This window comes from Serratia sp. MMO-28 (assembly GCF_037199905.1).
GTDB lineage: Bacteria > Pseudomonadota > Gammaproteobacteria > Enterobacterales > Enterobacteriaceae > Chania > Chania oryzae.
This window is the reverse complement of record NZ_JBBCVB010000010.1, coordinates 94,181-120,147: the sequence shown is the minus strand read 5'-3', so window position 1 is coordinate 120,147 and position 25,967 is coordinate 94,181. Positions and strand designations below refer to the sequence as shown.

Genomic DNA, 25,967 nt, shown 5'->3' with positions numbered 1-25,967 from the left:
CGGGCAGCATCAAACGGAAGAGGGTTTGCGGTAATAGAGTGCGGAAATAACATCAGCAACATAGCGTGCCTGATGTTTGGCATCATCCAACGCACGATGAGGCGTGCCTTCAAACGGGCGCTCTTTTTTCGGGTTGAAGCCGTGCAGTTCTGCCAGCGTAATGATGGTACGCACGTCCTGTGTATCCCAGAATTGCCAGGGGCAGGGTATTTCAAGCTGGCTGAAGGCGTGTTCGAGGATTGTGCAGTCAAACTCTTTACCGTTGCCCCATACTTTCACGCTGTCGGTGCTGTGCATGTGAATAAAACGGCTGAAGTGAGTTAGCACGCGCTTCAGATTTTCTGTCCCGCCAAAGGCCCGCTTACGTGCTTCATCTGACTGTTTTGCCCACCAGGCTACGGTGGTGAGGCTGATGGTGCGACCAGGCTGATCCTTCTGGCTGTTGATCGCGGCTTCAAATTCCGCGCCCAGCTTGCCCGTTTTGGGATCAAAAAAGACTGCAGCAACGACCAGGATCACGGCGCTGGGTGCGATGTCCAGCGTTTCAATATCTAACATCAGGTGGTGCATTGCGGGGCCTCCGGCAGCTTTGTGGATAGCATAATGGTACACCAAACCGAATAGTGTGGTGCAACTCGGCGGGTAAGTGCCTATTTTGACAGAGGCGAAAGTCAGTTAATCACGGTATGATGTTTTCAGTCATTGCGTCGGGTTGGTAACTAGCGTTGAGAACTCTTATCTTCATTTTATGTATGATCGGTTACCTGCTGGTACTAGGCTACCTTAGCGTTTATGTCACTGATAAAATCTGTGAAAAATCCAATAACTTCAGCAAAGTCTGCCGTATGGTAGATATCTCAGAGCCCCATATTCAGAAGTAAAGATGTTCTTGTCACTTGGTTAGAACAAGGCGAACAGCAATACGACGGGGAGACTCAGTGGCCAGGTCAGGCCGATGACGACTGCGCTGACGCAGCGGATTTTAATGGTATCCTTGCTGACTAAGTACGTAAAAAACATAGAGACGAATAGGCCAATTAAATAAACGTATTGCGTTGTTACCCACAGCGATGACATGAAACCGATCCAAGTTGTTTTTTGAGCTGCGCATTCTAGGGGGTTAACCTGTGACAAGCAACGTTTGGCTCTGGCTTATTGTTCTCAGGCAAGGGGGGTTTTAGTCGTTTATCAAAAATAATTATAAATATAGATTGCTAATAACGGATGGTTATGAGTAAATGACGTCATCGGTTTGTAGCACAGACCTTATGAAAGCAGTTTTAGTAAAGCAGTTCTCAGTATTAGTGATATCCGACAGATACCTCTTCTTCCGCGAATTCTCTTCTTTAGTGCCCCATAAGTTTCCACTGAATAGCAGACCTCACTCGCCACTATGGCGGCCTAAAAAATAATGAAGGAAGTATCTATGTCTAATAAAATGACTGGTTTAGTAAAATGGTTTGACGCTGGTAAAGGTTTTGGTTTTATTTCCCCTGCTGACGGTAGCAAAGATGTGTTTGTGCATTTTTCTGCCATTCAGGGGAATGATTATAAAACGCTTGATGAAGGCCAAAAGGTTGAGTTCACCATCGAAAATGGTGCTAAAGGCCCGTCAGCTGGCAACGTTACCGCGCTGTAATCTGAGCCGGTAGGGCGATAGAAACTTGCGACAGCGATGATGGCAAAGACCGGAGCAGACAAGCGTTAACCCACCCTACCTATTCACCTCCGGCTTTGTGCCGGGGGTGAAGATTTCCCACCGCGAAAGCCTCCACCCACTATCCAGACTTCAGCAACAGAAAAGGTTATTGAGAACAGTAGGTTTTTCTGTTGTGAAAGGGCCGTGCTCAGGCCGTGTAAAGTTGGAGTGTTCGATGAACGCTTACACCGCACCATGACAGCCGGGAAAGCGACCGGCACAAATTCTAGCCCTGGCAGCCATGCCGGGGTTTTTTGTTTTACGGATGGAATATTCAGGCAGAAATACAATCAGCCAGAAACCTGAGTTATCTGGCTGATTGAGATTAAGATCGGTTTTACGCCGTTTGTTTGTGGAAAAGTGCCCGGAATACCGGGTAGATATCCTCTGGCTCGCGGATATGCTGCATGGCGAAGTTTTCAAAGGTTGCCTGCAGATTTTCATATTCACGCCACAGCGTTTGGTGGGCACGGCGTGTGATCTCGATGTAGCTGAAGTAACGCACCATCGGCAGGATCTTTTGCGCCAACAGTTCGTGACAAAGCGGTGAGTCATCCGCCCAGTTATCGCCGTCCGATGCCTGTGCGGCATAGATGTTCCACTGCGCCGGATCGTAGCGTTCCTCAACCACTTCCTCCATCAGCTTCAGCGCGCTGGAGACAATGGTACCGCCCGTTTCTTGCGAGTAGAAAAACTCCTGTTCGTCCACTTCTTTGGCCTGCGTATGGTGGCGGATATACACCACCTCAACGTTCTTATAAGTCCTGCTCAGGAACAGATAGAGCAGAATATAAAAACGTTTGGCCATGTCTTTGGTGGCCTGATCCATTGAACCTGAAACGTCCATCAGGCAGAACATCACCGCTTGGCTGGAAGGCTCTGGGCGGCGCTCATAGTTCTTGTAGCGCAAATCGAAGGTGTCGATAAAGGGCACACTGTCGATTTTCTTGCGCAGTTCGGCAATTTCTTTACGCAAGCGCTCCTCTTCCAGCAGTTGCACCGGTTCGGTGTTTTCCAACTGGGTAAGGGTATCTTCAAGCTCATGCAATGCCCGCCGTTTACCGGCCGTCATCGCGGTTCGCCGCGCCAGTGAGTTTTGCAATGAACGCACGACGCTGATATTCGCCGGTACGCCGTTAGCGGTGTAACCGGCACGATGGGTTTTGTACTCTGTTAACTGTTTGTACTGGTTTTTCTTCAGGTTTGGCAGCGCCAGATCTTCAAACAGCAGGTCGAGATACTCATCTTTTGAGATCTGGAAGACGAATTCATCTTCACCTTCTCCGTCCTGGCTGGCATTGCCTTGGCCGCTACCTCCGCCGCCACCGCCACCTTGTGGCCGTTCGACGCGGTCATTTTGCACAAAGTGATCGTTGCCTGGATGAACGCGATGGCGCGTACCGCCACGCCCCTGATGAAACATCGGTTCGCTGATATCACCCGAAGGAATCGAAACTGACTCCCCGCTGTCGACGTCGGTCACCGAACGCTTGTTGATGGCTTCGGCAATCGACTGTTTGATTTGCGACTTATAACGGCGCAAGAAGCGCTGGCGGTTCACCATGCTCTTGTTTTTGCCATTCAGCCGTCGGTCAATGAAATAGGCCATACATCCCCCAAACAACGTTGCCAACTTTCTCTACCTGCAGCTTCCAGGTTGCAGCCCGTTGGCTGCAACCCGAAAGTCACTAGGTATACAGGCTATCTATGACGCCATGGCCGCAAACATTATGAAGATTTCCTTACCCGCAGGTACCATTCACACAGCAGGCGAACCTGTTTACGGGTATAGCCTTTCTCCATCATACGGTCGACGAAGTCATCGTGTTTCTTCTGCTCATCCGTTGAGGTTTTCGCATTGAAGGAAATGACTGGCAGCAACTCTTCGGTATTCGAGAACATTTTCTTCTCGATCACCGTCCGCAGCTTCTCGTAACTGGTCCAGTTCGGATTCCGGCCACTATTATTGGCGCGGGCGCGCAGAACAAAGTTGACGATCTCGTTGCGGAAATCTTTCGGGTTGCTGATACCCGCTGGTTTTTCGATTTTCTCCAGTTCAGCATTCAAGGACTCACGGTCAAACAGTTGGCCGGTATCGGGGTCACGGTACTCCTGATCCTGGATCCAGAAATCAGCGTAGGTGACATAGCGGTCAAAAATGTTCTGGCCGTATTCGGAGTAAGATTCCAGATAAGCGGTCTGGATTTCCTTGCCGATAAACTCGGCGTATTTCGGAATCAGATAGCCTTTCAGGTGCTCCAGGTATTTTTCAGCCTGATCCTGTGGGAACTGCTCGCGTTCGATCTGCTGTTCCAGCACGTAGAACAGATGGACCGGGTTTGCAGCCACTTCAACGTGATCAAAGTTGAATACCCGAGACAGAATTTTGAAGGCGAAACGGGTCGAAAGACCGTTCATTCCCTCATCAACCCCGGCATAGTCGCGGTATTCCTGATACGACTTGGCTTTCGGATCGGTGTCTTTCAGGCTTTCGCCGTCATAAACCCGCATCTTCGAGTAGATACTGGAGTTTTCTGGCTCTTTCAGCCGTGAGAGCACGGTAAAGCGGGCCAACGTTTCCAGTGTGCCAGGGGCGCACGGAGCGTGTGTCAGCTCACTGTGATCCAGCAGCTTGTCGTAGATTTTGATCTCTTCCGACACCCGCAGGCAGTAAGGCACCTTGACGATGTAAACACGGTCGAGGAAAGCCTCGTTGTTTTTGTTGTTACGGAAGGTCACCCATTCCGATTCGTTCGAGTGCGCCAGGATAATGCCGCTGAACGGCAGGGCAGAAATCCCCTCAGTCCCGTTGTAGTTACCTTCCTGGGTGGCCGTCAGCAGAGGATGCAGCACTTTAATCGGTGCTTTAAACATTTCGACGAACTCCATGATCCCTTGGTTGGCCCGGCACAGGGCACCGGAATAACCGTAGGCATCTGGATCGTTCTGCGCGTGGTTTTCCAGTTTACGGATGTCCACTTTGCCCACCAGTGCGGAAATATCCTGGTTGTTCTCATCGCCAGGTTCGGTTTTGGCGATGGCAATTTGGTCAAGGATGGAAGGGCGAACCTTCACAACTTTGAATTTGGTGATGTCACCGCCGAACTCATGCAGGCGTTTCGCTGCCCACGGCGACATAATGGTGCCGAGATAGCGCATGGGGATGTTGTATTCTTTTTCCAGAATATTGGCATCTTCCTGCGGGTTGAACAGGCACAGCGGATGGTCATTGACCGGGCTGCGCTCCCCATTGGCGCTCAGGGTGTAAATGGGCACGCGTTGCATCAGCGCTTTCAAACGTTCTGCCAGCGATGACTTACCGCCGCCCACCGGGCCCAGCAGGTAAAGGATCTGTTTCTTCTCTTCAAGGCCCTGAGCGGCGTGTTTCAGGTAAGAAACTATCTGTTCGATAGCCTCTTCCATACCGTAGAATTCTTCGAATGCCGGATAGCGTGCGATCACTCTGTTGGAGAACAGGCGCGACATGCGTGACTCAAGCGCGGTGTCCACCATGACTGGTTCACCGATAGCCATCAGCAGACGTTCCGCCGCATTGGCATATGCACTGCGATCTTGCCGGCAAATGGTAAGAAATTCCTGCAGTGTGAACTCTTCGTCCTTGGCAGCTTCGTAGCGCTGGCGATAGTGGTCAAATATGTTCATGGCGATGCCCGTCCTTTCGTTATTAGCACAGGTTAAAGGGAGCTGGTGTTGGTATTCTGGCTCCCGAAAGAGCGACGTTATCTCTGAGTACAGCAACTCGTATGCCAACTTGGTGCGCTTATTATCACGAGTTGCGCTGTATTGCCACTGAGCCCAGGATAAATTCACCTTCTGATTTAAGCGTAGTTGCATACTGGAAAATTTCCTGCATGAAAAAAAGCTTTTTTTAAGTCATATCAATGACTCAGTTATTGCATAGTGGCCAAATGCCTTGTCTGGCGCGGGTTGCGGCGAAATATGTCATGGTTCTGCCATCAATAATTCATACTTCCGTTCTAAGTTATTCGATCTTGGTCATTTTATATTGTAAAGATTAGGCAGGTAGTTACATTTTCACATAAACTATATGCATCGTTTACTCTGCTATTTACGGAAAAAACCAGTGAAGACATCTCATTTCAAAACGCTAGCAATTGTCGCTTCTGCAATGGTGTGTGTGCACACTGCTCAAGCAGGGAACTTGTCTCTCGGGGCAGGTGTATTGGTTACGCCAGAGCCGTACCGTGGTTATCAAACCCGCGTTTATCCACTGCCCATCATTAACTATGAAGATGACAACTTCTATTTTCGCAGCCTGACGGCCGGCTATTATCTGTGGAATGATCAGCAGAACAAATTGAGCGTGATGGCGTATTACCTTCCGCAATCCTTTAAGCCTGGCGACACTGATGATGAGCGCATGAAACGCTTAGATAAACGTCGTGGTACGCTGATGGCCGGGCTGGCGTATTCCTATAATGCAGAGTGGGGAACCATCCGTACTGCATTATCGGCGGATACGCTGAATAACAGCAACGGTATGCTGGGGGATGTGACGTATCTCCACCGCTTTATGCTGGATAACTGGACGTTAGTGCCGGGAGTCGGGGTAGCCTGGAGCAGTAAGAATAAAACCGATTATTACTATGGCGTCAGCGATAACGAATCCCGTCGCAGTGGCTTGGACAGCTATTCGCCAGGTAATAGCTTCGCGCCCTATGTTGAACTGACGGCAAATTACAGGTTCAACCCGAATTGGAATGCGTTTGTCACCGGCCGTTATATCAGCTTGTCTAACGAAGTTAAGGATAGCCCGATGGTCGATAAATCCTATACGGGTATTTTGCTGACCGGGGTGAGTTACAACTTCTGAGTCTGCGCGCACGATAATTGTGCGCCGATTGCACTAAAAAGGGGCGATAGCGCCCCTTTTGCACAATGAGAGTGCAGTGCGTTCAAGGCAGGTTTAGCTGCCTTTGCGGCTGCGGAACGTCACCGCCAAGCGAGCTGGTTGTTCACCTGAGGCAAGCAGTGGTGTGGTCACTCGGCCAGTTTCCACGCATACCATGGTTTTATATCCCTCATCCGTCATATCTACCATGCTGGCAGACAATGCAGCACCTGGGTTCCAGGCGATCACGTCGCTCATATCATGATGGTTGACTTCGATGGTGCGCTGTAACACCGGGTCTTTGATCAGGCTGTTTGTCGAGGGCTGGGTATAGACCCGATCGGTCTGCCCGACAAAGACCAGATCTCCTGCCTGACGTGCGTCAGCAATATGCGCTACTTTATCGATATAGTGCTCACCAAGGCCGGCAACGCTGATGCGAGTGATATCGCCAATTGTAAAATAGGTGTGCAGCGCGGCAGTTGCCTGATAATCACCCTGAGACTCCAGCTCAATCTCGCATTCTTCGCCCAGCTTGAAACGGGCAATGAGCGTAAAGGCATGCGGCCACTGGGCGCGAGTTTGCGCGTTATCTTGCAGCGTAAAGGTCAGGATCACGCCGTTTTCATCTTCATCGTGAGCCGTTAAGTGCCAAGGCTGATTGCGTGCGAAACCGTGGGAGGGGGTTCCCGCTGTGCCGAACCAGGGCCAACAAATCGGCACACCGCCGCGGATCGCGATACCTTGTTTGAATGGGGTATTGTCACTTAGCCAGATCACTGGCCGATCGCCGTCGGGTTGCCAGGCCAGCAAATGTGCACCTTGTAAGCTAATGGCTGCTCGTACTTTGGGGTGAGTCACTACCACCACCGGCAGTTCATCCAGCTGACGCTGGCTGATAAAGGGAGTGATTTGTTCGGTAACGGGTAGGGTGAAGATTTTCTCGTACACGTAAGTTGCCTTCTTTTCGCCGCAAAAAACCAGTAAAAAGGGCGACACTCATGTCGCCCTTATGATCACTACCACCTCACGCCAAATTACTTGGAGATGTGAGCGATCAGATCCAATACTTTGTTAGAGTAACCAGTTTCGTTGTCGTACCAAGAAACCAGTTTCACAAAGGTGTCGCTCAGAGCAATACCGGCTTTCGCATCGAATACGGAAGTCAGTGTTTCGCCGTTGAAATCGGTAGAAACCACTTCGTCTTCGGTGTAGCCCAGCACGCCTTTCAGCTCGCCTTCAGAAGCGGTTTTGATAGCAGCACAGATTTCTTTGTAGGAAGCTGGTTTTGCCAGACGAGCAGTCAGGTCAACCACAGACACGTTCGGGGTAGGAACGCGGAACGCCATACCGGTCAGTTTGCCGTTCAGTTCTGGGATAACTTTACCTACTGCTTTAGCAGCACCGGTAGAAGAAGGGATGATGTTCTGGGCTGCGCCGCGGCCGCCGCGCCAGTCTTTGTGAGACGGGCCATCAACGGTTTTCTGAGTTGCGGTGGTCGCATGAACCGTGGTCATCAGCGCTTCAACGATACCGAACTTGTCGTTGATCACTTTAGCCAGCGGTGCCAGGCAGTTGGTGGTGCAAGAAGCGTTAGAAACGATTTCTTGGCCAGCGTAAGATTTATGGTTCACGCCCATAACGAACATTGGGGTGTCATCTTTAGATGGACCTGTCAGAACTACTTTCTTAGCGCCTGCAGCGATGTGCTTACGCGCAGTTTCGTCAGTCAGGAACAGGCCTGTTGCTTCTGCAACGACGTCAACGTTGACTTCGTTCCACTTCAGGTTAGCCGGATCTCTTTCTGAGGTACAACGGATGGTCTTACCGTTAACAACCAGGTGGCCGTCTTTAACTTCTACAGTACCGTTGAAACGGCCATGGGTAGAGTCGTATTTCAGCATGTAAGCCATGTACTCTGCGTCTAACAGATCGTTGATTGCAACGATTTCGATGTCAGAACGTTCCTGAGCAGCACGGAAAACAATGCGACCGATACGGCCAAAACCGTTGATACCTACTTTGATAGTCATATATTCCACCAGCTATTTGTTAGTGAATAAAAGGTTGGTTGTAAAATTACAAAAACCTTACCGAGCGTCAAGCGGAATCGTGTCAATTCTTGCGGCAAGTCAAACCTGAAACCCGGTTTTGCACGCTTATTGCACATTCCATTTACGTTTGGTCTCATCTTGATATGGGGGCAAACCACTAAGTATAAAGTCACTGCGTACAATATATGTGATCAGGATCACATTAGTTGTGGCGTAACCTTTATGCGGTATAGTTTAGGCTAAAAAGGCCTGCAGCGTTGTTAATTTTTTGTTATCATTACTTATTGTTTTCGTTGATGTTATCGACTATTTCGGGAATCGCACAAATGGCTAAAGAGACAATGCCTCATCAACCCGTCACGGAACTGAATGAAATCCAACGCTATGTTACGCAGGAGCGTGGCACAGAAGCGCCTTACTCCGGTAAGTTGCTGCACAACAAACGTGATGGGGTGTACCATTGCCTATGTTGTAACGCACCGCTGTTTTACTCCGACAGCAAGTATGATTCTGGCTGTGGATGGCCCAGTTTCTACCAGCCGGTTTCTGATGATGCCATTCTTTATCTTGATGATAATTCACATAATATGCATCGTGTTGAGATCCGATGTGGCCATTGTGATGCGCATCTGGGACACGTATTCCCCGATGGCCCGCAGCCAACGGGTGAACGTTACTGTGTCAACTCGGCATCACTGAGTTTCACCGACAATGAGAGTGGTGAGAAAACGGTGGGTTAGGGAGTCAATTGATCAACAAAATCGATTCAGCTAATTATTCATCTGTGAGTGAGGAAACGCATTGATGGAAGTGAAAGACCTGATTGCGGCCATGACGCCAGAAATCTACCGGCGGTTGGTGCAGGCCGTGGAGCTGGGTAAATGGCCTGATGGCGTTGCCCTGACGCCGGAACAGAAAGAAAACAGTCTACAGGCGGTAATGCTCTGGCAGTCGATGCACAATGCCGATCCACAGCATATGAGCATTGACACCGATGGGCAGATAGTGATGAAAAGCAAGCAGGAGCTGAAACAGCAGTTTGTTGCCGAGCCTTTGGTGAAGCTGAAACCGCAGTAAGCTGGCATACAGGGCGATGTCAGCATCGCCCTGGCCGTTTCACTTTTTCAGCGTATTGATGCCGAGTGTTTCAGCCAACTGATGGGCTAAACGGTTATTATCATCCGCACCATATTCCCAGAACATCGCCCCACCTAATCCCTTTATGGGCTAAAGGTTTGAGAAACCGGGGCGCAGCGAACAGTGCTCCACAAAATTAGCGTTGGATAAACTGTGACAGTGTCACCAATTGTGCTCCCGCTTGCTGCATCGCCAATAGTGCTTGTTGGCTATCTTCCGGTTGTAGATTGACGCCTCGGCATCCCTCTGTGATCACCGTGGTGTGGTAACCCAGATGCAAGGCGTCCAACACGCTGAATTTGACGCAATAATCCGTTGCCAACCCCATCACGGCAAGATGGGTGATCCCCTGCGACTTCAGCCAGCTATCAAGAGCCGTTTGCGTGCGATGGCCATTATCAAAAAACGCACTGTAGCTGTCGATGTTCGGGTTTTCACCTTTACGAAACACCGCTGCCAGTGCCTGTTGTTTGAGCTGCGGATGGAATGCGGCTCCAGAAGTGCCTTGCACGCAGTGTACCGGCCACCAGACCTGCGGCAATCCTTCAAGCTCACCGAGCGTGCCGGGTTGTGCGTGAGAGTTCACCGCAAAGCTGCGGTGATTGGCCGGGTGCCAATCCTGGCTGGCAATCACGACCTCCTGCCTTGCCAGGCAGGCTTCGATCGCCTGATTGGCAATGGCAATGGTCCGATCGCCTTCGGCAACCGCCAGTGCGCCACCGGGGCAAAAATCGTTTTGCAAATCAATCAGCAGTAGGGCAGTTTTCATTTCCACTCCGCGACAGGCTAGCCCGCAGGACTCAGTTCACCACGCAGATCCTGTTGCATCTGGCTGCGAATATCTTCCGGTGTCAGAGGTTGGCTCAACAGGTAATGCAGCTTGGTTAAGGCAGCCTCTACCGTCATATCAAAGCCGCTGATCACGCCAGCATGGGCCAGGGCATTGCCGGTGGCATATCCCTCCATGTTGACCCGGCCAGAGATGCACTGAGTCAAGTTAACCACTACGATGCCACGCGCAGAGGCATCGCGCAATTCATCCACCAATTCCGCCTTCTGTGGCGCATTGCCGACGCCATAAGAGCGCAGGATCAGGGCTTTTACCGGTTGCAGCAAGAAGTTACGCACTACCGCACCGGAAATCCCTGGGTAGATGGTGACCACGCCGATCGGTTGTGGCGTGATGTTATGCACTATCAGATCGCCGTGACAAACCGGCGAAGCGATGCCGGTTTGGCGGCGGATATGGATCCCGGCCTCCAGCAGCGGCGGCAGGTTGGGTGAGGCGAAGGCGTCAAAGCCGTCGGCATGGGCTTTAGTGGTGCGATTGCCGCGAAACAGTTTGTTGTTGAAAAACAGACAAACTTCATTCACCGGATGATGGGCCGCCAGATACAGCGCATTCAGCAGATTGGTCTGGCCGTCGGAACGCAGTTCTGCCAAAGGAATCTGTGACCCTGTCACAATAACCGGTTTGTCCAGGTTTTCCAGCATGAAGGATAACGCCGAGGCGGTAAAAGCCATGGTATCGGTGCCGTGCAGGATGACAAAACCATCATATTGATCGTAATGCTGCTTAATGTCGTCGGCAATATGCTGCCAGTCTTCCGGCGTCATATCAGAGGAGTCGATCAGCGGTGCATACTCATGGATGGTGAAGTCGGGCATTTCCGGGCGATGAAATTCGGTCATCAGCGACAGCTGGCGCTGTAAGTGGCCGGAAACCGGAATATAGCCGTGTTCAGAACGTTGCATCCCGATCGTGCCACCGGTATAGGCGACGTAAATGGATTTCTTGTGCATAGCATAAATCTTAATAGATTTCAGATGAGCTGAATTATAGGGGAATAAGCCCGGCAGATGCCGGGCCAGAGAGCCATGTGTTAACGCACTTCACCACAGGTCAGGCAGATAGCATAACGATGCTGTGGATCGTTCAGATTATTGAACAGGCCGGGTTGCTCCTTCACTGCCAAAGCAACCGATGCCAGCGGGGCTGGCAGCATCGACTGGAGAGCCGCAGGCAGCATTGCATGGATGGAAACACCAAACTGGCTGAGGATCATATCCGCCAGGCTTGGGTTATCCACAAACCAGTTAAGCTGCCACTGTGGCAGTTTGGCCAACTCGGCGGCTTTCTTCACGGCGTCATCAAAGTCACCCAATTGATCGACCAGGCCATTTTTCTTGGCATCATTGCCAAGCCAGACGTGGCCCTGAGCAATGAGATCAACTTGCTCTGGTGTCATGTTCCGTGCTTTAGCCACCAGATTGATAAAGTTCTTGTAGCCGTTCTCAATGTTCAACTGCATCATTTGCGAGAACTCGGCAGGTAACGCCTTGGTGATCGCTAAATCGGCCAACGGTGAGGTGGCTACCCCGTCGGTATGCACCCCAATGCTGCCCAGCGTGTTTTCAAAGGTGTTGATAATACCAAAGATGCCGATGGAGCCAGTGAGGGTGCTCGGGCTGGCGATGATGTAATCCGCAGGTGTTGAAACCCAGTAACCACCGGAAGCGGCCATCCCGCCCATGGAGACGACCACCGGTTTTCCGGCTGCTCGCACGGCGGCCAGCTCAGAGCGGATCACCTCAGAAGCGCTCACGCTGCCGCCAGGGCTATTCACACGGAAGACCACCGCTTTGATTTTCGGATCCAGGCGCGCCTGGCGCAGCTGTGCTGCAGTGCTATCACCACCGACGCTTCCAGGAGTCTGCTGGCCATCCATGATTGCGCCGTTAGCGAAGATGACGGCGATTTCCCCCCCCTGATCCGGCGTTGATTTAGGCTGATAGTCGTAGATGCTGACCGCGTTGAAATCATTGGTCTGCTTGTCCCAGCCGAAGGTTTTTATCAACTGAGCTTCAATCTCGGGGCGTGAGGCCAGTTCATCAACCTGTTTGCTGTCCAGCGCAAACTTGGCCGTATCGCCCCCGGCGGCTTGCAGGCCAGTGAGGATCGCCGCAGCCCCTGGGAACAGCTGTTCTGGCGTCAGTTGACGATTGGCGGCGACGGTTGACAGGTAATTCTGCCACAGGCCACCCACCCAGCGGCTGTCGGCATCGCGGGCTTCCGGAGACATATCGTTGCGGATCAGCGGTTCCACCGCGGATTTATAAGTCCCGACCCGGAAAATATGGGTCGTGACTTTCAGGGTGTCCAGCAAGGATTTGTAATACAGGTTGTTGGTCGCAAAGCCGTGGAGATCGACTCCCCCTTGCGGGGACAGATAGATTTTATTGGCATAGCTGGCCAGATAGTATTGTGTCTGATTGTAGCTGTCGCCAATGGCAAAGATCGGTTTGCCACTGTCGCGGAATTCGCGCAGCGCCTTGCCGATATATTGCAGAGAAGGTTGATCGGCACCGGCGAAATCATTGAGCTGCAACACCATACCCGTGATGTTTTTATCGTCTTTGGCCTTGCGAATCATGTCCACCAGGTCAAACAGCGAGTTCTCTTGCAGACGATTGCTGGAGGCGCCCAGCAACTCACGCCCCCATTGGCGAACGCGGCTGTTCATCGACGGCTGATCGACCACAACGCCGCTCAGGTTCACCAGCAGCGCGCCTCGTGGCGTTTCCACCGGCGTGCTGCTCTGGAAAGAAAGATAGATGCCGGCCCCAACCAGGACCAGCAGAATCAAAAATAAGTTCAGGATAAATTCCCTGATAAAATTCAGCAGACACCAGGTCCACTTGAAAACGCCAGCAATGAATCGCCACAATGTGCGCATGTGCTCTCCAACAAGAGTCGAGAATGTTCCGCTATCCTAATGAGCGGCCGAAGAAATGTCAGCTTTAAATCGTAAGCTATAGACAGTATTGCAGAGGCTGTAACTCACTGTGGAGCTATGTTAACGTGATCCGAATGAAAATTGTTATCAGGAGATTACAATGGATGCACTGGATCTTTTACTGAATCGCCGTTCGGCATCACGTTTGGCTGCTCCTGCGCCAAGCGGTGAAGCGCGTCAGAATATTATCAATGCCGGGTTACGCGCTCCCGATCATGGCGCATTGCAGCCGTGGCGTTTTGTGCTGATCGAAAATCAGGGTTTGGAGCGTTTCAGCACCTTGTTACAGGCGGCGGCAAAGCATGATGAGCTCGATGAAGCCGCCGTTGAAAAAGCCAGGCAGGCCCCGTTCCGCGCACCGCTGATCATTACCGTGGTGGCGCATTGCAGCGAAAATCCGAAAGTCCCCCGTTGGGAACAGGTGATTTCTGCCGGTTGTGCCGTGCAGGCGATGCAGATGGCGGCATTGGCACAAGGGTTCAATGGCATCTGGCGTACCGGTGCCTGGACGGAACATCCGCTGGTGCGTGAGGCCTTTGCCTGCCGTGAACAGGATGAGATCGTCGGTTTCCTTTATCTCGGTACCCCACAGTTGAAAGCCTCCACCAAAGTGGTGCCTCCAGACAGCACGCCTTTCGTCAGCTATTTCTGATCCTGCCTGCGGGCTATTGGCAGAAAGTGCGCGATATCCCGCAATTTTGTACTGTTTCTGAGCAGGCTATACGCATAATGCCAGCCTGCTCTTACCAATCCCCTCGGCAAGCGTTACCCTATACCCCATTGTGATATTCTGAAGCTTATTACCCAAAGGGAGTGGACTATGACATCGCCGGTCATTCGTTTAACCCAGTACAGCCACGGGGCTGGCTGCGGCTGCAAAATCTCGCCGAAAGTTCTCGAAACGATACTGCATAGCGAACAGGAAAAGTTTGTTGATCCGCGTTTACTGGTGGGCAACGAAACCCGTGATGATGCGGCGGTGTATGACATCGGTAATGGTGTTGGCATTATCAGTACCACGGATTTCTTCATGCCGATCGTCGATAACCCGTTTGATTTTGGCCGTATCGCGGCCACTAACGCCATCAGCGATGTCTATGCCATGGGCGGTAAGCCGATTATGGCGATTGCCATCCTGGGCTGGCCGATTGCGACGCTGCCTGCGGAAGTGGCGCAGCAGGTGATAGACGGCGGGCGTTATGCCTGCCAGCAGGCAGGAATCGCCCTGGCTGGCGGCCATTCGATCGACGCACCTGAGCCGATTTTCGGCCTGGCGGTGACCGGTATCGTCAGCACTGAGCGGGTGAAGAAAAACAGCGCTGCACAGGCAGGGACGAAACTGTTTCTGACCAAGCCACTGGGGATTGGCGTGCTGACAACGGCAGAGAAGAAAAGCAAACTGCGGCCAGAGCACGAAGGGCTGGCGACGCAGGTGATGTGCCAGTTGAACAAGCCTGGCGCAGACTTTGCCGACGTGGCCGGTGTGACGGCAATGACCGATGTGACGGGGTTTGGCTTACTGGGGCATCTCAGCGAAATGTGCCAGGGTTCTGAGTTACAGGCGACAGTGTGGTTTGATCAGGTGCCGAAACTGCCCGATATCGAACGCTACATCAGCGAGGGCTGCGTCCCGGGTGGTACCGGCCGTAACTTCGACAGCTATGGTCACCTGATAGGCACCATGAGCGATTTGCAGCGCCAGTTATTGTGCGATCCGCAGACCTCCGGCGGTTTACTGCTGGCCGTGCAGCCGGAAGCTGAGGCCGAGGTGCAGGCGATTGCTGCGCGCCACGGCATCACGCTGAAGGCCATCGGTGAATTGCACGCCGCCCAGCCGGGCAAACCGCTGATTGAGGTTGTGTAGTGTTAGCCATGCAGACTCGGCAGGATACCGACGACTATCGGCGCATTTTTCTGCAAGATGTGCCACTGATTGATGTGCGTGCGCCCATCGAGTTTCAGCAGGGGGCATTTCCAACGGCCATTAACCTGCCGTTGATGAACGACAATGAACGACAGGCGGTGGGAACCTGTTACAAGCAACACGGCCAGCAGGCGGCGATTGCTCTTGGGCATCGTCTGGTTAATGGCTCCTTGCGGGAGCAACGTACTCAAGCCTGGATCGCCGAATGTGCCCGGCAACCACAGGGGTATATTTATTGCTTCCGTGGTGGGTTGCGTTCGCAACTGGTGCAGCAGTGGTTACGCGAGGCCGGGGTAGACTATCCGCGAGTCAGCGGTGGCTACAAGGCACTGCGTACCTTCCTGCTGGAGACTCTGGAGTCCTGCGCTGCGCTGCCGATGGTGATCGTAGGTGGGAATACCGGCAGTGGCAAAACGTTGTTGATCAATGAGCTGATGGCAGGCATTGACTTGGAAGGTGTCGCCCGTCATCGCGGATCGTCTTTTGGCCGCACGCTGGTGGAACAACATACGCAGATTGATTTTGAGAACCACTTGGCCGTACGGATGTTGAAAAAGCAGCATGCAGGCTGCCGCCACTGGGTGCTGGAAGATGAAAGCCGGATCATCGGCTCCAATAATTTACCATTGGCATTGTTCAACGGCATGCAACAGGCGCCCTTAGTGGTGATCGACGATCCGTTTGAGGTTCGTCTGGCCCGCCTGCAGGCGGAATACATCGAGCAGATGCGTTTGGCTTTTGAACACGCCTACGGTGAGCAGGAAGGTTGGCAAAAATACGTCGAGTATCTGCACCACGGTTTGTTCGCGATTCGCCGCCGTTTGGGGTTGGAGCGTTTCCAGCAATTGACGCAATGGTTGGATCAGGCGTTGCGGTTGCAGCGGACCCAGGGCAATAGCGATGCTCACCAGCAATGGCTGGTGCCGTTGTTACAGCACTATTACGATCCAATGTATCGCTATCAGTTAGAGAAGAAGACCCAACGGATGATCTTCCGTGGTAACTATGCAGAAGTTAGAGAATTCCTGATGACGTACAGCCAGAATAACGGTGAATAATGCGACTGTTTATTGCCGAAAAACCGAGTTTGGCGCGCGCCATTGCCGATGTGTTACCTAAACCCCACCGCCGGGGGGATGGATTTATTGCCTGCGGCAACAACGATGTGGTGACCTGGTGCGTTGGCCATCTATTAGAGCAGGCGCAGCCGGATGCGTACGACAGCCGTTATGCGCGCTGGTCGCTGGCGGATCTGCCGATTATTCCCCAGAAGTGGCTGCTGCAGCCGCGTCCTTCGGTCAGCAAGCAGTTAAATGCGATAAAAAGGCTGTTAACGGAAGCCGATGAAGTGGTCCATGCCGGTGACCCGGATCGTGAAGGGCAATTGCTGGTTGATGAAGTGCTGGATTACCTGGCGTTAACGCCAGAAAAGCGCCAGAGCGTGCGCCGCTGCCTGATCAACGATCTCAACCCGCAGGCGGTGGAGCGGGCTATCGAACGCCTGCGCGATAACCGCGACTTTATTCCGCTGTGTGTTTCCGCGCTGGCGCGTGCTCGTGCCGACTGGCTGTATGGCATCAATATGACCCGAGCCTACACGCTGTTGGGGCGCAATGCGGGCTATGACGGGGTGCTATCGGTTGGACGGGTGCAAACGCCGGTGTTAGGGCTAGTGGTGCGGCGTGACGAAGAGATTGAAAACTTCGTGCCTAAAGATTTCTTTGAAGTGAAAGCGCATATCGTTACGCCGAAAGAGGAGCGTTTTGTTGCACTGTGGCAACCGAGCGACTCCTGTGAGCCTTATCAGGATGAAGAGGGGCGTTTGCTGCATCGCCCGCTGGCCGAGCACGTGGTCAAGCGTATTGAGGGCCAGCCTGCGCGGGTGACCTCTTATAATGATAAACGGGAATCAGATACCGCCCCGTTGCCGTTTTCCCTTTCCACGCTGCAAATCGAGGCAGCGAAGCGTTTTAACCTCAGTGCCCAGCAGGTGCTGGATATCTGCCAGCGGCTGTATGAAACCCATAAGTTAATTACTTACCCGCGCTCCGACTGCCGCTACCTGCCAGAAGAGCATTTCGCCGGGCGCCATGCGGTGCTGAACGCCATCAGCGTGCATCAGCCAGACCTTTACCCGCAACCGGTGATCGACAGTGAACGCCGTAACCGCTGCTGGGATGATAAAAAGGTGGATGCACACCATGCGATCATCCCGACGGCCCGTGCCAGCAAAGCCAACCTGAGCCAAGACGAACTGAGCGTCTATGGTCTGGTGGCCCGTCAATATCTGATGCAGTTCTGCCCGGATGCGATGTTCCGCAAATGCGTCATTGAACTGGATATCGCCGGTGGAAAGTTTATCGCCAAGGCGCGTTTTCTGGCTGAAGCCGGGTGGCGTACCCTGCTGGGCAGTAAAGAGCGTGATGAGGAAAATGAAGGCGCGCCCTTGCCGGTGGTCGCCAAGGATGACGAACTGCTGTGTGAGCGGGGTGAAGTGGTGGAACGCCAGACGCAGCCGCCGCGGCCATTCACCGATGCCAGCCTGCTTTCTGCCATGACCGGGATTGCGCGTTTTGTGCAAGACAAAGCATTAAAGAAAATTCTGCGTGCCACCGATGGTTTAGGCACGGAAGCAACGCGTGCGGGCATTATCGAGCTATTGTTCAAGCGGGCGTTTCTCTACAAGAAAGGGCGCTATATCCATTCCAGTGAAACCGGGCGGGCGTTGATTCATTCCCTGCCGGATCTGGCTGCGCGGCCTGATATGACGGCGCAGTGGGAGGCTACCCTGACGCAAATCAGCGAGAAATCCTGCCGTTATCAGGACTTTATGCAGCCGCTGGAAGGCACCCTGCAGGAGCTGATTTATCAGGCCAAACAAAGCCGGGCCAGCATGGCGTTTCGCGGTTTACCACCTCCGCCTGCCGCAGGGGCGAAAAAACGTAAAAAAAGTGCTCCCAAGGCGTAGTGCGGGTTAGCTCAGTACAAAGCTGCATCATCATGCAGCCATTGGCTCAGTTGGGTAAGGTAGCAATATAGCTTTCCAGCAGAGGGATATCCGCCGGGGCGAGGGGGTAATCACGTGCTTGCCGCGGCGTTACCCAGGCCAGTGCCGAATGGCAGCGCTGTTGCAATTCACCGCTGAATGTCTCGATCTGCCAGGCATGCAAACGGATGATTCTTTCGCCTTGCTGCCACTGCGTGCTGGCAAGGTAATTTCCTACGCAGGCCACAATGCCCAACTCTTCGTGCAGTTCACGAGCCAGAGCCTGTGGCTGGCTCTCATGCGCTTCAACCTTGCCACCGGGGAACTCCCACAAACCGGCCTGATCGCTACTGCTATCGCGCTGGGCGAGTAAAATTCTGCCGTCTTTTTCCATAATGGCGGCGACAACGTCGATGATTTTCATATGAATGATCGGTAAGGCCCCGTTATCACCACGGGGCAGGGAATTACAGTGAAAACTCGGCCCAGACCGGCGCATGGTCGGAAGGTTTTTCCATCCCGCGGATCTGATAGTCAATACCCGTCGCCTTGCAGCGTGCGGCCAGAGGCGTGCTGGCCAGTAACAGATCGATACGCAGCCCACGGTTTTCATCGAAGCCGCGCGAACGGTAATCAAACCATGAGAATTCGTCGTTGCGCTCCGGGTTGGCGTGGCGATAGGTATCCACCAACCCCCAGTCCAACAGGCGTTCCATCCATTCACGCTCTTCAGGCAGGAAAGAACATTTGCCGGTACGCAACCAACGTTTGCGGCTATCTTCGCCGATGCCGATATCAAAATCACTGGGGCTGATGTTCATATCACCCATGATCAATACCGGGGATTCCGCAGAAAGCTGCTGCTCCAAGTAATTTTGCAGATCCTGATAGAAACGGGTTTTGGCCGGGAATTTGACCGGGTGGTCGCGGCTCTCTCCTTGTGGGAAATAGCCATTAATCACCGTCAGCGTTCCCTGCGGAGTTGCCAGATCGGCCATGATAATCCGGCGTTGGGCATCGTCTTCGTCAGTTGGAAAACCACGACGCACGGCAAGCGGTTTCTCTTTGGTCAGCAGGGCAACACCGTAGTGGCCTTTTTGCCCATGGTAGAACACGTGATAACCATGCTGGCTTACCTCTTCCAGCGGAAACATATCGTCGTGAACTTTTGTTTCCTGTAGGCCGATCACATCCGGCTGATGTTGATCAATAATGGCGGCCAGTTGATGTGGACGAGCACGCAGTCCATTGATATTAAAAGAGACAAACTTCATGAGCGATGCCGTTTTTATCAGAAAAATGTGTTCAGATAGTAGCAGAGTTTGGCCGGAAAGGTAACGCGGACCAGCGGCAGAGGGCCGCTGGCTGGGGGTGTTATTTTGCCCAACGGTCGTAATTTTTGGCTTGGTAATCGTCAAGCTGTTGTAACAGAGTTTGTGCTGAATGACTGATGTGCAGGGTGTTGAGGTAATCCTGGCGCATGAAGCCCTGATCGGCCACCTGCTGCAAAAAACCACTCAATGGACGGTAAAAATCATTTACATTCAGCAACCCGACCGGCTTGTTGTGATAGCCGATCTGCCCCCAGGTCCAGATTTCGAACAGTTCTTCCAAGGTACCAATACCGCCGGGCAGAGCAATAAATCCGTCAGCCAGCTCGGCCATCCGCGCTTTGCGGGTATGCATATCAGGCACCACTTCCAGCTTGGTTAAACCACGATGCGCCGTTTCTGCTTCCACTAAACGTTCGGGGATGACGCCGACAACTTCGCCGCCAGCTTCGAGTACCGCGTCGGCGACAATGCCCATCAGCCCTTTTTTACCGCCACCATAGACTAGACGCCGCCCCTGAGTAGCGATCACCTGCCCCAGAATACGCGCATTTTCAGCATAGGCCGGGTCAATCCCTTCGCTGGCACCACAAAAAACGCAGATATTGTTACGCATACACAGTTCCTTACCGCTTTCAAAGAAGCCAGTGGTATAACGAATTGTGAGCGGGAGTTCAAGTAGGGGATTCATTGGTTGGAGCGACTTAAGCGCTGAGTGGGAAGGATGACCGCGCTAAAGCGCGTTGTCTCGCTGCGCTCGACTCGAACCTTGGTCGAAGCTTCTCATCCTTCCCCTGTGCGAAGAAATATGGGTATACGGAGTTGATTGTGACTTTGGGGGGATTATACAAGGATGGTGGTGGGGGAAGGATTCGAACCTTCGAAGTCTGTGACGGCAGATTTACAGTCTGCTCCCTTTGGCCGCTCGGGAACCCCACCAGGGGTATTGATTAAAAAGCCTGCTGAATTTTTTGAGTGCTTCACGCTAAGGATTACCGCGCCGCGCTCGAGATTTGTCATCTTTCCCTCAATATTCGATAAGACTCCGCTTTTCACGGCACTCCCGGCGATAGAAGAAAGATGGTGGTGGGGGAAGGATTCGAACCTTCGAAGTCTGTGACGGCAGATTTACAGTCTGCTCCCTTTGGCCGCTCGGGAACCCCACCACTGGCCTTGCTTAACGAATGCCTGTCTCGGTAAGCGGGGCGCATCATATCAGATGAAGCGCTCGTGTAAAGCATTGAAATGCAGAAAATGAATTGTTTGCCGTTTTTTTATTCTTGGCGGTGTTTCCGTGAACGAAAGACACCGCTTTCTTGCACAACTACAGGATCACCGTGCGGTTGCCATACACGAATACCCGTTGCGCCAGCACACGATATAAAGCACGGCTGAGCACGTTTTTCTCTACATCGCGCCCGGCACGCATCATATCTTCTGCCGAATAGGTGTGATCGACATGAATGACATCCTGCATGATGATCGGGCCTTCATCCAGGCTGTCGTTCACGTAGTGTGCCGTGGCACCGATAATCTTCACGCCACGCTCATACGCCTGGTGGTAAGGGCGTGCGCCGATAAAGGCGGGCAGGAACGAATGGTGAATATTAATCACCTGATTCGGGTAACGTTGCACGAATTCCGGCGTTAGAACGCGCATATACTTGGCCAGCACGACGTAGTCAGGCAAGTACTGATCGATCTGCGCCGCCATTTTCTGATCGTGCTGTTCGCGCGTCAGGCCTTCGTGGCTCACCAGATGGAAAGGAATATCGAAGCGCTCTACCAACGTCTGTAAGGTGGCGTGGTTACCAATAACGGCGGCGATTTCAACATCTAAACCACCATAAGCGCTTTTCATCAGCAGATCGCCCAGGCAGTGGGCCTCTTTGGTGACCAGCACCACGATGCGCCGGCGGCCCGCGCTGTGTAACTCGCGCACCGAACCTTGGGGTAATGCACCGTCCAGATCCGCCAGCAGCGTGGCATCGTTGAAAATCCCCTCCAGTTCGGTACGCATAAAGAAGCGGCCGGTCAGGTGATCCACAAATTCATTGTTCTGCACGATATTCAGTTCATGCTTGTAACAGATGTTGGTGATCTTGGCGATCAGCCCTTTGGCATCGGGGCAGATGGTGCGTAGAATTTTTCTTTGTACATTTTGGTGTGGCATGGGTATGTGGATCCTGTCTGATACTTAGAGCCTATCCCAGTAGGCTTTTAACTCGCAGGCTCATTGCCCGCAGCACTTTTTATATTTTTTGCCTGAACCGCAGGGGCAAGTGGCATTTCGACCCGGTTGGGGGTTGATTCCGTCGATATAGTACCAGCGTTGCCCAAGGCGAAGAAAGCGTGAACGTTCATGTATCGCACTAGGCTTAGCTGCGTCATCGGCGAAACGGGCCACGAACTCGACATAGCCTTCGTCGGCGTTGCTGCCAGCTTGTTCGTTCACCACCGTCAGGCCAAGCCATTCGGTATGCGCGAAACTGCCGACGATCGCGCCACGTGACTCTTCTGCCCGGCAGTCTGGGTGCCAGGTAGCAATCAGATAATCTGCGCAATGCTTTACATAGGCGGTATAGCGTGAACGCATCAGTTTGCCAGGGGTAGAGGCGTGCTGGTTGCCATAAATCAACGGCTCGCAACAAAGGCTATACGCCAGCCCGCTGCCACAAGGGCATAATTCAGTCACAAGAGTGCCTCAAGGTGGTTGGCTCAGAGGTGTATCAGAGCCAAAGCTAAAATAAATTTATACCTTTCATACTTCAAGTTGCATTTGCGCGTTCACCCGAGTCACTTACTTGAGCGAGCTTCTGGGGATTATGAACCTCATGGAGGCTCACCCTACGGGCCAGCGTTGTTCAAATCGGTCTTTGACCGGTTTGCCGCTCGAATTATTTTGGGTATAGCGCATATGTTACCTAACATTATTCTTCAGTGACAATGTACCCTACGATCAAGGGTGAATGAATTCACCAAGCACAGGATGGCAGATAATGCGGAAAATCAAAATCGGGCTGGCATTAGGTGCAGGGGCCGCAAAAGGCTGGGCGCATATTGGGGTGATCAATGCGCTGCGAAAACGAGGAATTGAAATTGATATCGTTGCCGGTTGTTCGGTGGGTGCGCTGGTCGGTGCAGCGCTTGCTTGTCACCGGCTGCCTGCGATGGAGCACTGGGTGCGTTCATTCAGCTATTGGGACGTGATCCGGCTGATGGATCTTACCTGGCAGCGTGGTGGCTTATTACGTGGCGAACGCGTCTTCAATGCGGTTGGTCAACTATTGAAAGTTGATGATTTCGCCGATTGCGCACTCAAATTTGGCGCTGTCACGACCAATCTCAGCACCGGGCGTGAACTGTGGATGACCAAAGGGGATATCCAACAGGCAATTCGTGCTTCGTGCAGTATGCCGGGGTTGTTGGCTCCTGTATGGTTTGAGGGGTATTGGCTGGTGGATGGTGCATTAGTGAACCCGGTACCCATTTCACTGACCCGTGCGATGGGGGCAGATATTGTGATTGCGGTGGATTTACAACATGATGCGCATCTGATGCAGCAGGATTTATTCTCAGTGCACAACACAAGTGAAGACGCTACCAGTGAAGAGGTAAACAATGCCGTAATAGATAACTGGCGCGGGCGTCTGCGAGATCGCATCAACAAAGTGATGCTGAAGAAACCCAGCTTTACACCGACCGCGATGGAGATCATGAGTACCTCGATCCAGATGCTGGAAAACCGGGTAAAACGCAATCGCATGGCCAGCGATCCCCCTGATGTCTTGATACAACCGTACTGCCCGCAGATATCCACGTTGGATTTTCATCGTGCGAGCGAGGCGATTGAAGCTGGCAGACTGGCGGTCGAAAAACAGATAGATATCTTGGCACCATTGATAAAAAATAAATAATTACCGGTTCTTAGAGTGGAATGATGCTGTTAGGGAGACTTTCGGCAGGCGTAAGTGACCATTATGAGCCACTATTACATCATGAAAAGGGAAGAGGCTCGGCCGATGGTATTACCACTGACAAACAAGCGCATCTTAGTTGTTGAGGACGAACAGGTGTTTCGTTCGGTGCTTGTTGGCTATCTGAAATCGTTGGGCGCGCAAACCAGTGAGGCAGTCAATGGTTTGCTGGCGCTGAGTGCGGTTGAAGAAGTGAACCCTGATTTAATCCTGTGCGATCTGGCTATGCCGGAAATGAACGGTATTGAGTTTGTTGAACATCTGCGTTTGCAAGGCATACAAATCCCCGTGCTGGTGATCTCGGCGACCGATAAAATGACGGATATTGCCAAGGTATTGCGCCTGGGCGTGCAGGATGTGCTGTTAAAACCGCTTACCGATCTGAACCGTTTGCGTGAGGCAATACTGGAGTGCTTATACCCCAATATGTTTACGTCTCAGGCCATTGAAGAAGTTGAACTGTTCAAAGATTGGGATGCGTTGAGCAAAAATCCTTCCGAGGCGGTGAGGTTGCTTAAGCAATTACAGCCGCCAGTGCAGCAGACAATTGCTCATTGTCGTATTAATTATCGCCAGTTAACGACGGCTGAAAGCCCCGGATTAGTGTTGGATATTGCCGCCTTATCAGATAAGGATCTGGCTTTTTATTGTCTGGATGTAACGCGTGCCGGTGATAATGGGGTATTGGCCGCTTTGTTGCTACGTGCATTATTCAATGGGTTATTGCAGGATCATTTAGCAAATCAGCAGCATCGTCTGCCGCAAATGTCAGCATTGTTAAAGCAAGTTAATCAATTATTGCGTCAAGGGAAGCTGGAAGGGCAATTTCCACTGTTGGTTGGTTATTATCACGCCGAATATAAAAATCTGATCCTTGTTTCGGCCGGTTTGCATGCCAGCGTAAATACCGGCGATAATCAAATCCAGCTAAGTACGGGCATACCTTTAGGGACGCTGGGGGCGACGTATATGAATCAGATCAGCCAACGTTGTGAGGCCTGGCAGTGCCAGGTATGGGGCAGTGGTGGTCGATTACGTTTGATGCTGAGTGCTGAATAAGACATCAATGACCCCTTTATCCTGCCACATTCTGCTATTCAAAACGTCTATTTAACGTCAGAATTTCGCTGTTAGGTAATTGTCTTAAATGCACACTATTTGTCGTTGGTGTAATGCTCGGTAGGTTTAAGCTGGTATACTTCGTGGGTTTTTTTGTATAGCAGATTAAGTTCATAATTTGAGCTCGTATTATGGAGAGGAAATAATGCCTGCTTTAGATCGTAAAGTCAGAAAAGCGGTTATCCCCGTAGCAGGATTAGGCACGCGGATGTTGCCAGCAACGAAAGCCATTCCGAAAGAGATGCTACCGCTGGTTGACAAGCCATTGATTCAGTATGTGGTGAATGAGTGTATTGCCGCAGGAATCAATGAGATTGTTTTGGTTAGCCATTCCTCTAAGAATTCTATTGAAAATCATTTTGACACCAGTTTTGAGCTCGAAGCGATGTTGGAAAAACGAGTGAAACGCCAACTACTGGATGAGATTCAATCTATTTGCCCGAAAAATGTCACCTTGATGCAGGTGCGTCAAGGCGTTGCCAAAGGGCTTGGTCATGCGATCATGTGTGCATATCCCTTGGTGGGGAATGAACCGGTCGCCGTTGTGCTGCCAGACGTCATTATTGATGAATACAGTGCCGATCTGAAAAAAGACAACCTGCGTGAAATGCTGCAGCGCTTTGAACAAACCGGCATCAGCCAGATTATGGTTGAACCGGTGCCGCATAAAGATGTCGGTAACTATGGCGTGGTCGATTGCCGAGGAGTGACGCTGCGGCCCGGTGAAAGCGCGCCCATGGTCAGCGTGGTTGAAAAACCATCACCCGATGAGGCGCCATCTGACTTGGCAATTGTAGGGCGTTATGTGCTTTCCGCCGATATCTGGGCACTGCTGGCTAAGACCCCACCGGGAGCCGGTGATGAAATTCAGCTCACCGATGCGATTGATATGCTGATGCAGAAACAACCTGTGGAAGCCTATCACCTGAAAGGCGTGAGTCATGACTGTGGTAATAAATTAGGCTATATGCAGGCTTTTGTTGAATACGGTCTGCGTCATGCTAGCTTGGGGCAAGAATTTTCACTGTGGCTGAAACACTTGGTGAAGAGCGCACAGAAATAATTTTATA

Annotated in this window: 25 protein-coding genes, 2 tRNA genes and 1 other RNA gene; 11 read left to right on the top strand and 17 right to left on the bottom strand. The window is 52.1% G+C overall.

The features are described 5' to 3' along the window. Positions 1-9: 9 nt before the first annotated feature. The gene (locus WG891_RS11105) at positions 10-570 is read right to left on the bottom strand and encodes a 3'-5' exonuclease (protein WP_337262328.1); all 561 of its coding nucleotides are present in this window, start codon (positions 568-570) and stop codon (positions 10-12) included. Between the two features lie 330 nt (positions 571-900). Beyond that, positions 901-1,077 (bottom strand): GhoT/OrtT family toxin, encoded by a 177-nt coding sequence (locus WG891_RS11100; RefSeq protein WP_337262329.1) that lies wholly within the window; start codon positions 1,075-1,077, stop codon positions 901-903. A 349-nt stretch (positions 1,078-1,426) separates the two neighbouring features. Between WG891_RS11100 and cspE the strand changes: the two genes are divergently transcribed. Beyond that, the gene (gene cspE / locus WG891_RS11095; RefSeq protein WP_076940257.1) at positions 1,427-1,639 is read left to right on the top strand and encodes a transcription antiterminator/RNA stability regulator CspE; all 213 of its coding nucleotides are present in this window, start codon (positions 1,427-1,429) and stop codon (positions 1,637-1,639) included. A 397-nt stretch (positions 1,640-2,036) separates the two neighbouring features. On the opposite strand, the gene WG891_RS11090 is transcribed toward cspE, so the two are convergent. Together WG891_RS11090 and yeaG are read right to left on the bottom strand one after the other, a co-directional pair. After that, positions 2,037-3,308, bottom strand: a complete 1,272-nt coding sequence (locus tag WG891_RS11090) for a YeaH/YhbH family protein (RefSeq protein WP_076940256.1) — start codon at positions 3,306-3,308, stop codon at positions 2,037-2,039. A gap of 119 nt (positions 3,309-3,427) precedes the next feature. Then, entirely contained in the window at positions 3,428-5,362 is a 1,935-nt protein-coding gene (yeaG, locus tag WG891_RS11085) for a protein kinase YeaG (protein ID WP_076940255.1), read from the bottom strand. A gap of 487 nt (positions 5,363-5,849) precedes the next feature. Between yeaG and WG891_RS11080 the strand changes: the two genes are divergently transcribed. Next, positions 5,850-6,554 (top strand): MipA/OmpV family protein, encoded by a 705-nt coding sequence (locus tag WG891_RS11080; protein ID WP_337262445.1) that lies wholly within the window; start codon positions 5,850-5,852, stop codon positions 6,552-6,554. 93 nt (positions 6,555-6,647) lie between these two features. Here WG891_RS11080 and WG891_RS11075 read toward each other — a convergent pair whose 3' ends face one another. Next, on the bottom strand, positions 6,648-7,523 hold the full coding sequence (locus WG891_RS11075; RefSeq protein ID WP_337262330.1) for a D-hexose-6-phosphate mutarotase: 876 nt from the start codon (positions 7,521-7,523) through the stop codon (positions 6,648-6,650). An 86-nt stretch (positions 7,524-7,609) separates the two neighbouring features. Continuing rightward, positions 7,610-8,605 carry a glyceraldehyde-3-phosphate dehydrogenase gene (gene gapA, locus WG891_RS11070; RefSeq protein ID WP_337262331.1) on the bottom strand — a complete coding sequence of 332 codons (996 nt, stop codon included), beginning with the start codon at positions 8,603-8,605 and terminating at the stop codon, positions 7,610-7,612. A gap of 347 nt (positions 8,606-8,952) precedes the next feature. On the opposite strand from gapA, the gene msrB reads away from it, so the two are divergent. Next, a complete protein-coding gene (msrB, locus tag WG891_RS11065) occupies positions 8,953-9,366 on the top strand; it encodes a peptide-methionine (R)-S-oxide reductase MsrB (protein ID WP_076940251.1) in 414 nt (137 codons plus the stop codon). Between the two features lie 64 nt (positions 9,367-9,430). Next, positions 9,431-9,703: a YeaC family protein gene (locus WG891_RS11060; protein ID WP_337262332.1), complete on the top strand. Its 273-nt coding sequence runs from the start codon at positions 9,431-9,433 to the stop codon at positions 9,701-9,703. Positions 9,704-9,899: 196 nt separating this feature from the next. On the opposite strand, the gene pncA is transcribed toward WG891_RS11060, so the two are convergent. From pncA to sppA, 3 genes are all read right to left on the bottom strand, one after another. Beyond that, a complete protein-coding gene (pncA, locus tag WG891_RS11055) occupies positions 9,900-10,532 on the bottom strand; it encodes a bifunctional nicotinamidase/pyrazinamidase (protein WP_337262333.1) in 633 nt (210 codons plus the stop codon). 17 nt (positions 10,533-10,549) lie between these two features. Then, entirely contained in the window at positions 10,550-11,566 is a 1,017-nt protein-coding gene (gene ansA / locus WG891_RS11050) for an asparaginase (protein ID WP_337262334.1), read from the bottom strand. An 80-nt stretch (positions 11,567-11,646) separates the two neighbouring features. Beyond that, complete coding sequence (gene sppA, locus WG891_RS11045; protein WP_337262335.1) at positions 11,647-13,500, bottom strand: signal peptide peptidase SppA; 1,854 nt, start codon at positions 13,498-13,500, stop codon at positions 11,647-11,649. Between the two features lie 160 nt (positions 13,501-13,660). Here sppA and WG891_RS11040 point away from each other — a divergent pair, with 160 nt between their 5' ends. The 4 genes from WG891_RS11040 to WG891_RS11025 all read left to right on the top strand — a co-directional run bounded on the left by WG891_RS11040 (position 13,661) and on the right by WG891_RS11025 (position 18,452). Further along, positions 13,661-14,212, top strand: coding sequence for an NAD(P)H nitroreductase (locus tag WG891_RS11040; RefSeq protein WP_337262336.1), 552 nt, complete (start codon positions 13,661-13,663; stop codon positions 14,210-14,212). A 168-nt stretch (positions 14,213-14,380) separates the two neighbouring features. Then, positions 14,381-15,424, top strand: coding sequence for a selenide, water dikinase SelD (selD, locus tag WG891_RS11035; RefSeq protein WP_337262337.1), 1,044 nt, complete (start codon positions 14,381-14,383; stop codon positions 15,422-15,424). A gap of 8 nt (positions 15,425-15,432) precedes the next feature. Beyond that, entirely contained in the window at positions 15,433-16,542 is a 1,110-nt protein-coding gene (mnmH, locus tag WG891_RS11030) for a tRNA 2-selenouridine(34) synthase MnmH (RefSeq protein ID WP_443006107.1), read from the top strand. Beyond that, complete coding sequence (locus WG891_RS11025; protein WP_337262339.1) at positions 16,542-18,452, top strand: DNA topoisomerase III; 1,911 nt, start codon at positions 16,542-16,544, stop codon at positions 18,450-18,452. The genes mnmH and WG891_RS11025 overlap by 1 nt, the downstream gene beginning before the upstream one ends. Positions 18,453-18,498: 46 nt before the next feature. Here the strand turns inward: WG891_RS11025 and WG891_RS11020 are convergent, their stop codons facing one another. The 8 genes from WG891_RS11020 to WG891_RS10990 form a co-directional block, all read right to left on the bottom strand. Beyond that, on the bottom strand, positions 18,499-18,894 hold the full coding sequence (locus WG891_RS11020) for a pyrimidine (deoxy)nucleoside triphosphate diphosphatase (RefSeq protein WP_337262340.1): 396 nt from the start codon (positions 18,892-18,894) through the stop codon (positions 18,499-18,501). Between the two features lie 43 nt (positions 18,895-18,937). Continuing rightward, positions 18,938-19,744 carry an exodeoxyribonuclease III gene (xthA, locus tag WG891_RS11015; RefSeq protein ID WP_337262341.1) on the bottom strand — a complete coding sequence of 269 codons (807 nt, stop codon included), beginning with the start codon at positions 19,742-19,744 and terminating at the stop codon, positions 18,938-18,940. A gap of 100 nt (positions 19,745-19,844) precedes the next feature. After that, positions 19,845-20,417, bottom strand: a complete 573-nt coding sequence (locus WG891_RS11010; protein WP_337262342.1) for a TIGR00730 family Rossman fold protein — start codon at positions 20,415-20,417, stop codon at positions 19,845-19,847. Between the two features lie 92 nt (positions 20,418-20,509). Further along, positions 20,510-20,609, bottom strand: a non-coding RNA gene (locus tag WG891_RS27035) — RtT sRNA. A gap of 46 nt (positions 20,610-20,655) precedes the next feature. After that, a tRNA-Tyr gene (locus WG891_RS11005) sits at positions 20,656-20,740 on the bottom strand. Positions 20,741-20,882: 142 nt separating this feature from the next. After that, positions 20,883-20,967, bottom strand: a tRNA-Tyr gene (locus WG891_RS11000). A gap of 158 nt (positions 20,968-21,125) precedes the next feature. Further along, entirely contained in the window at positions 21,126-21,974 is an 849-nt protein-coding gene (gene purU, locus WG891_RS10995) for a formyltetrahydrofolate deformylase (protein WP_076940241.1), read from the bottom strand. Between the two features lie 60 nt (positions 21,975-22,034). After that, a complete protein-coding gene (locus tag WG891_RS10990) occupies positions 22,035-22,496 on the bottom strand; it encodes a YchJ family protein (protein ID WP_337262343.1) in 462 nt (153 codons plus the stop codon). Positions 22,497-22,800: 304 nt separating this feature from the next. On the opposite strand from WG891_RS10990, the gene rssA reads away from it, so the two are divergent. From rssA to galU, 3 genes are all read left to right on the top strand, one after another. Next, a complete protein-coding gene (rssA, locus tag WG891_RS10985; protein WP_337262344.1) occupies positions 22,801-23,718 on the top strand; it encodes a patatin-like phospholipase RssA in 918 nt (305 codons plus the stop codon). Positions 23,719-23,823: 105 nt separating this feature from the next. Beyond that, positions 23,824-24,837, top strand: coding sequence for a two-component system response regulator RssB (rssB, locus tag WG891_RS10980; protein WP_337262446.1), 1,014 nt, complete (start codon positions 23,824-23,826; stop codon positions 24,835-24,837). Positions 24,838-25,042: 205 nt separating this feature from the next. Next, a complete protein-coding gene (gene galU, locus WG891_RS10975) occupies positions 25,043-25,960 on the top strand; it encodes a UTP--glucose-1-phosphate uridylyltransferase GalU (protein WP_337262345.1) in 918 nt (305 codons plus the stop codon). Positions 25,961-25,967: the final 7 nt, after the last annotated feature.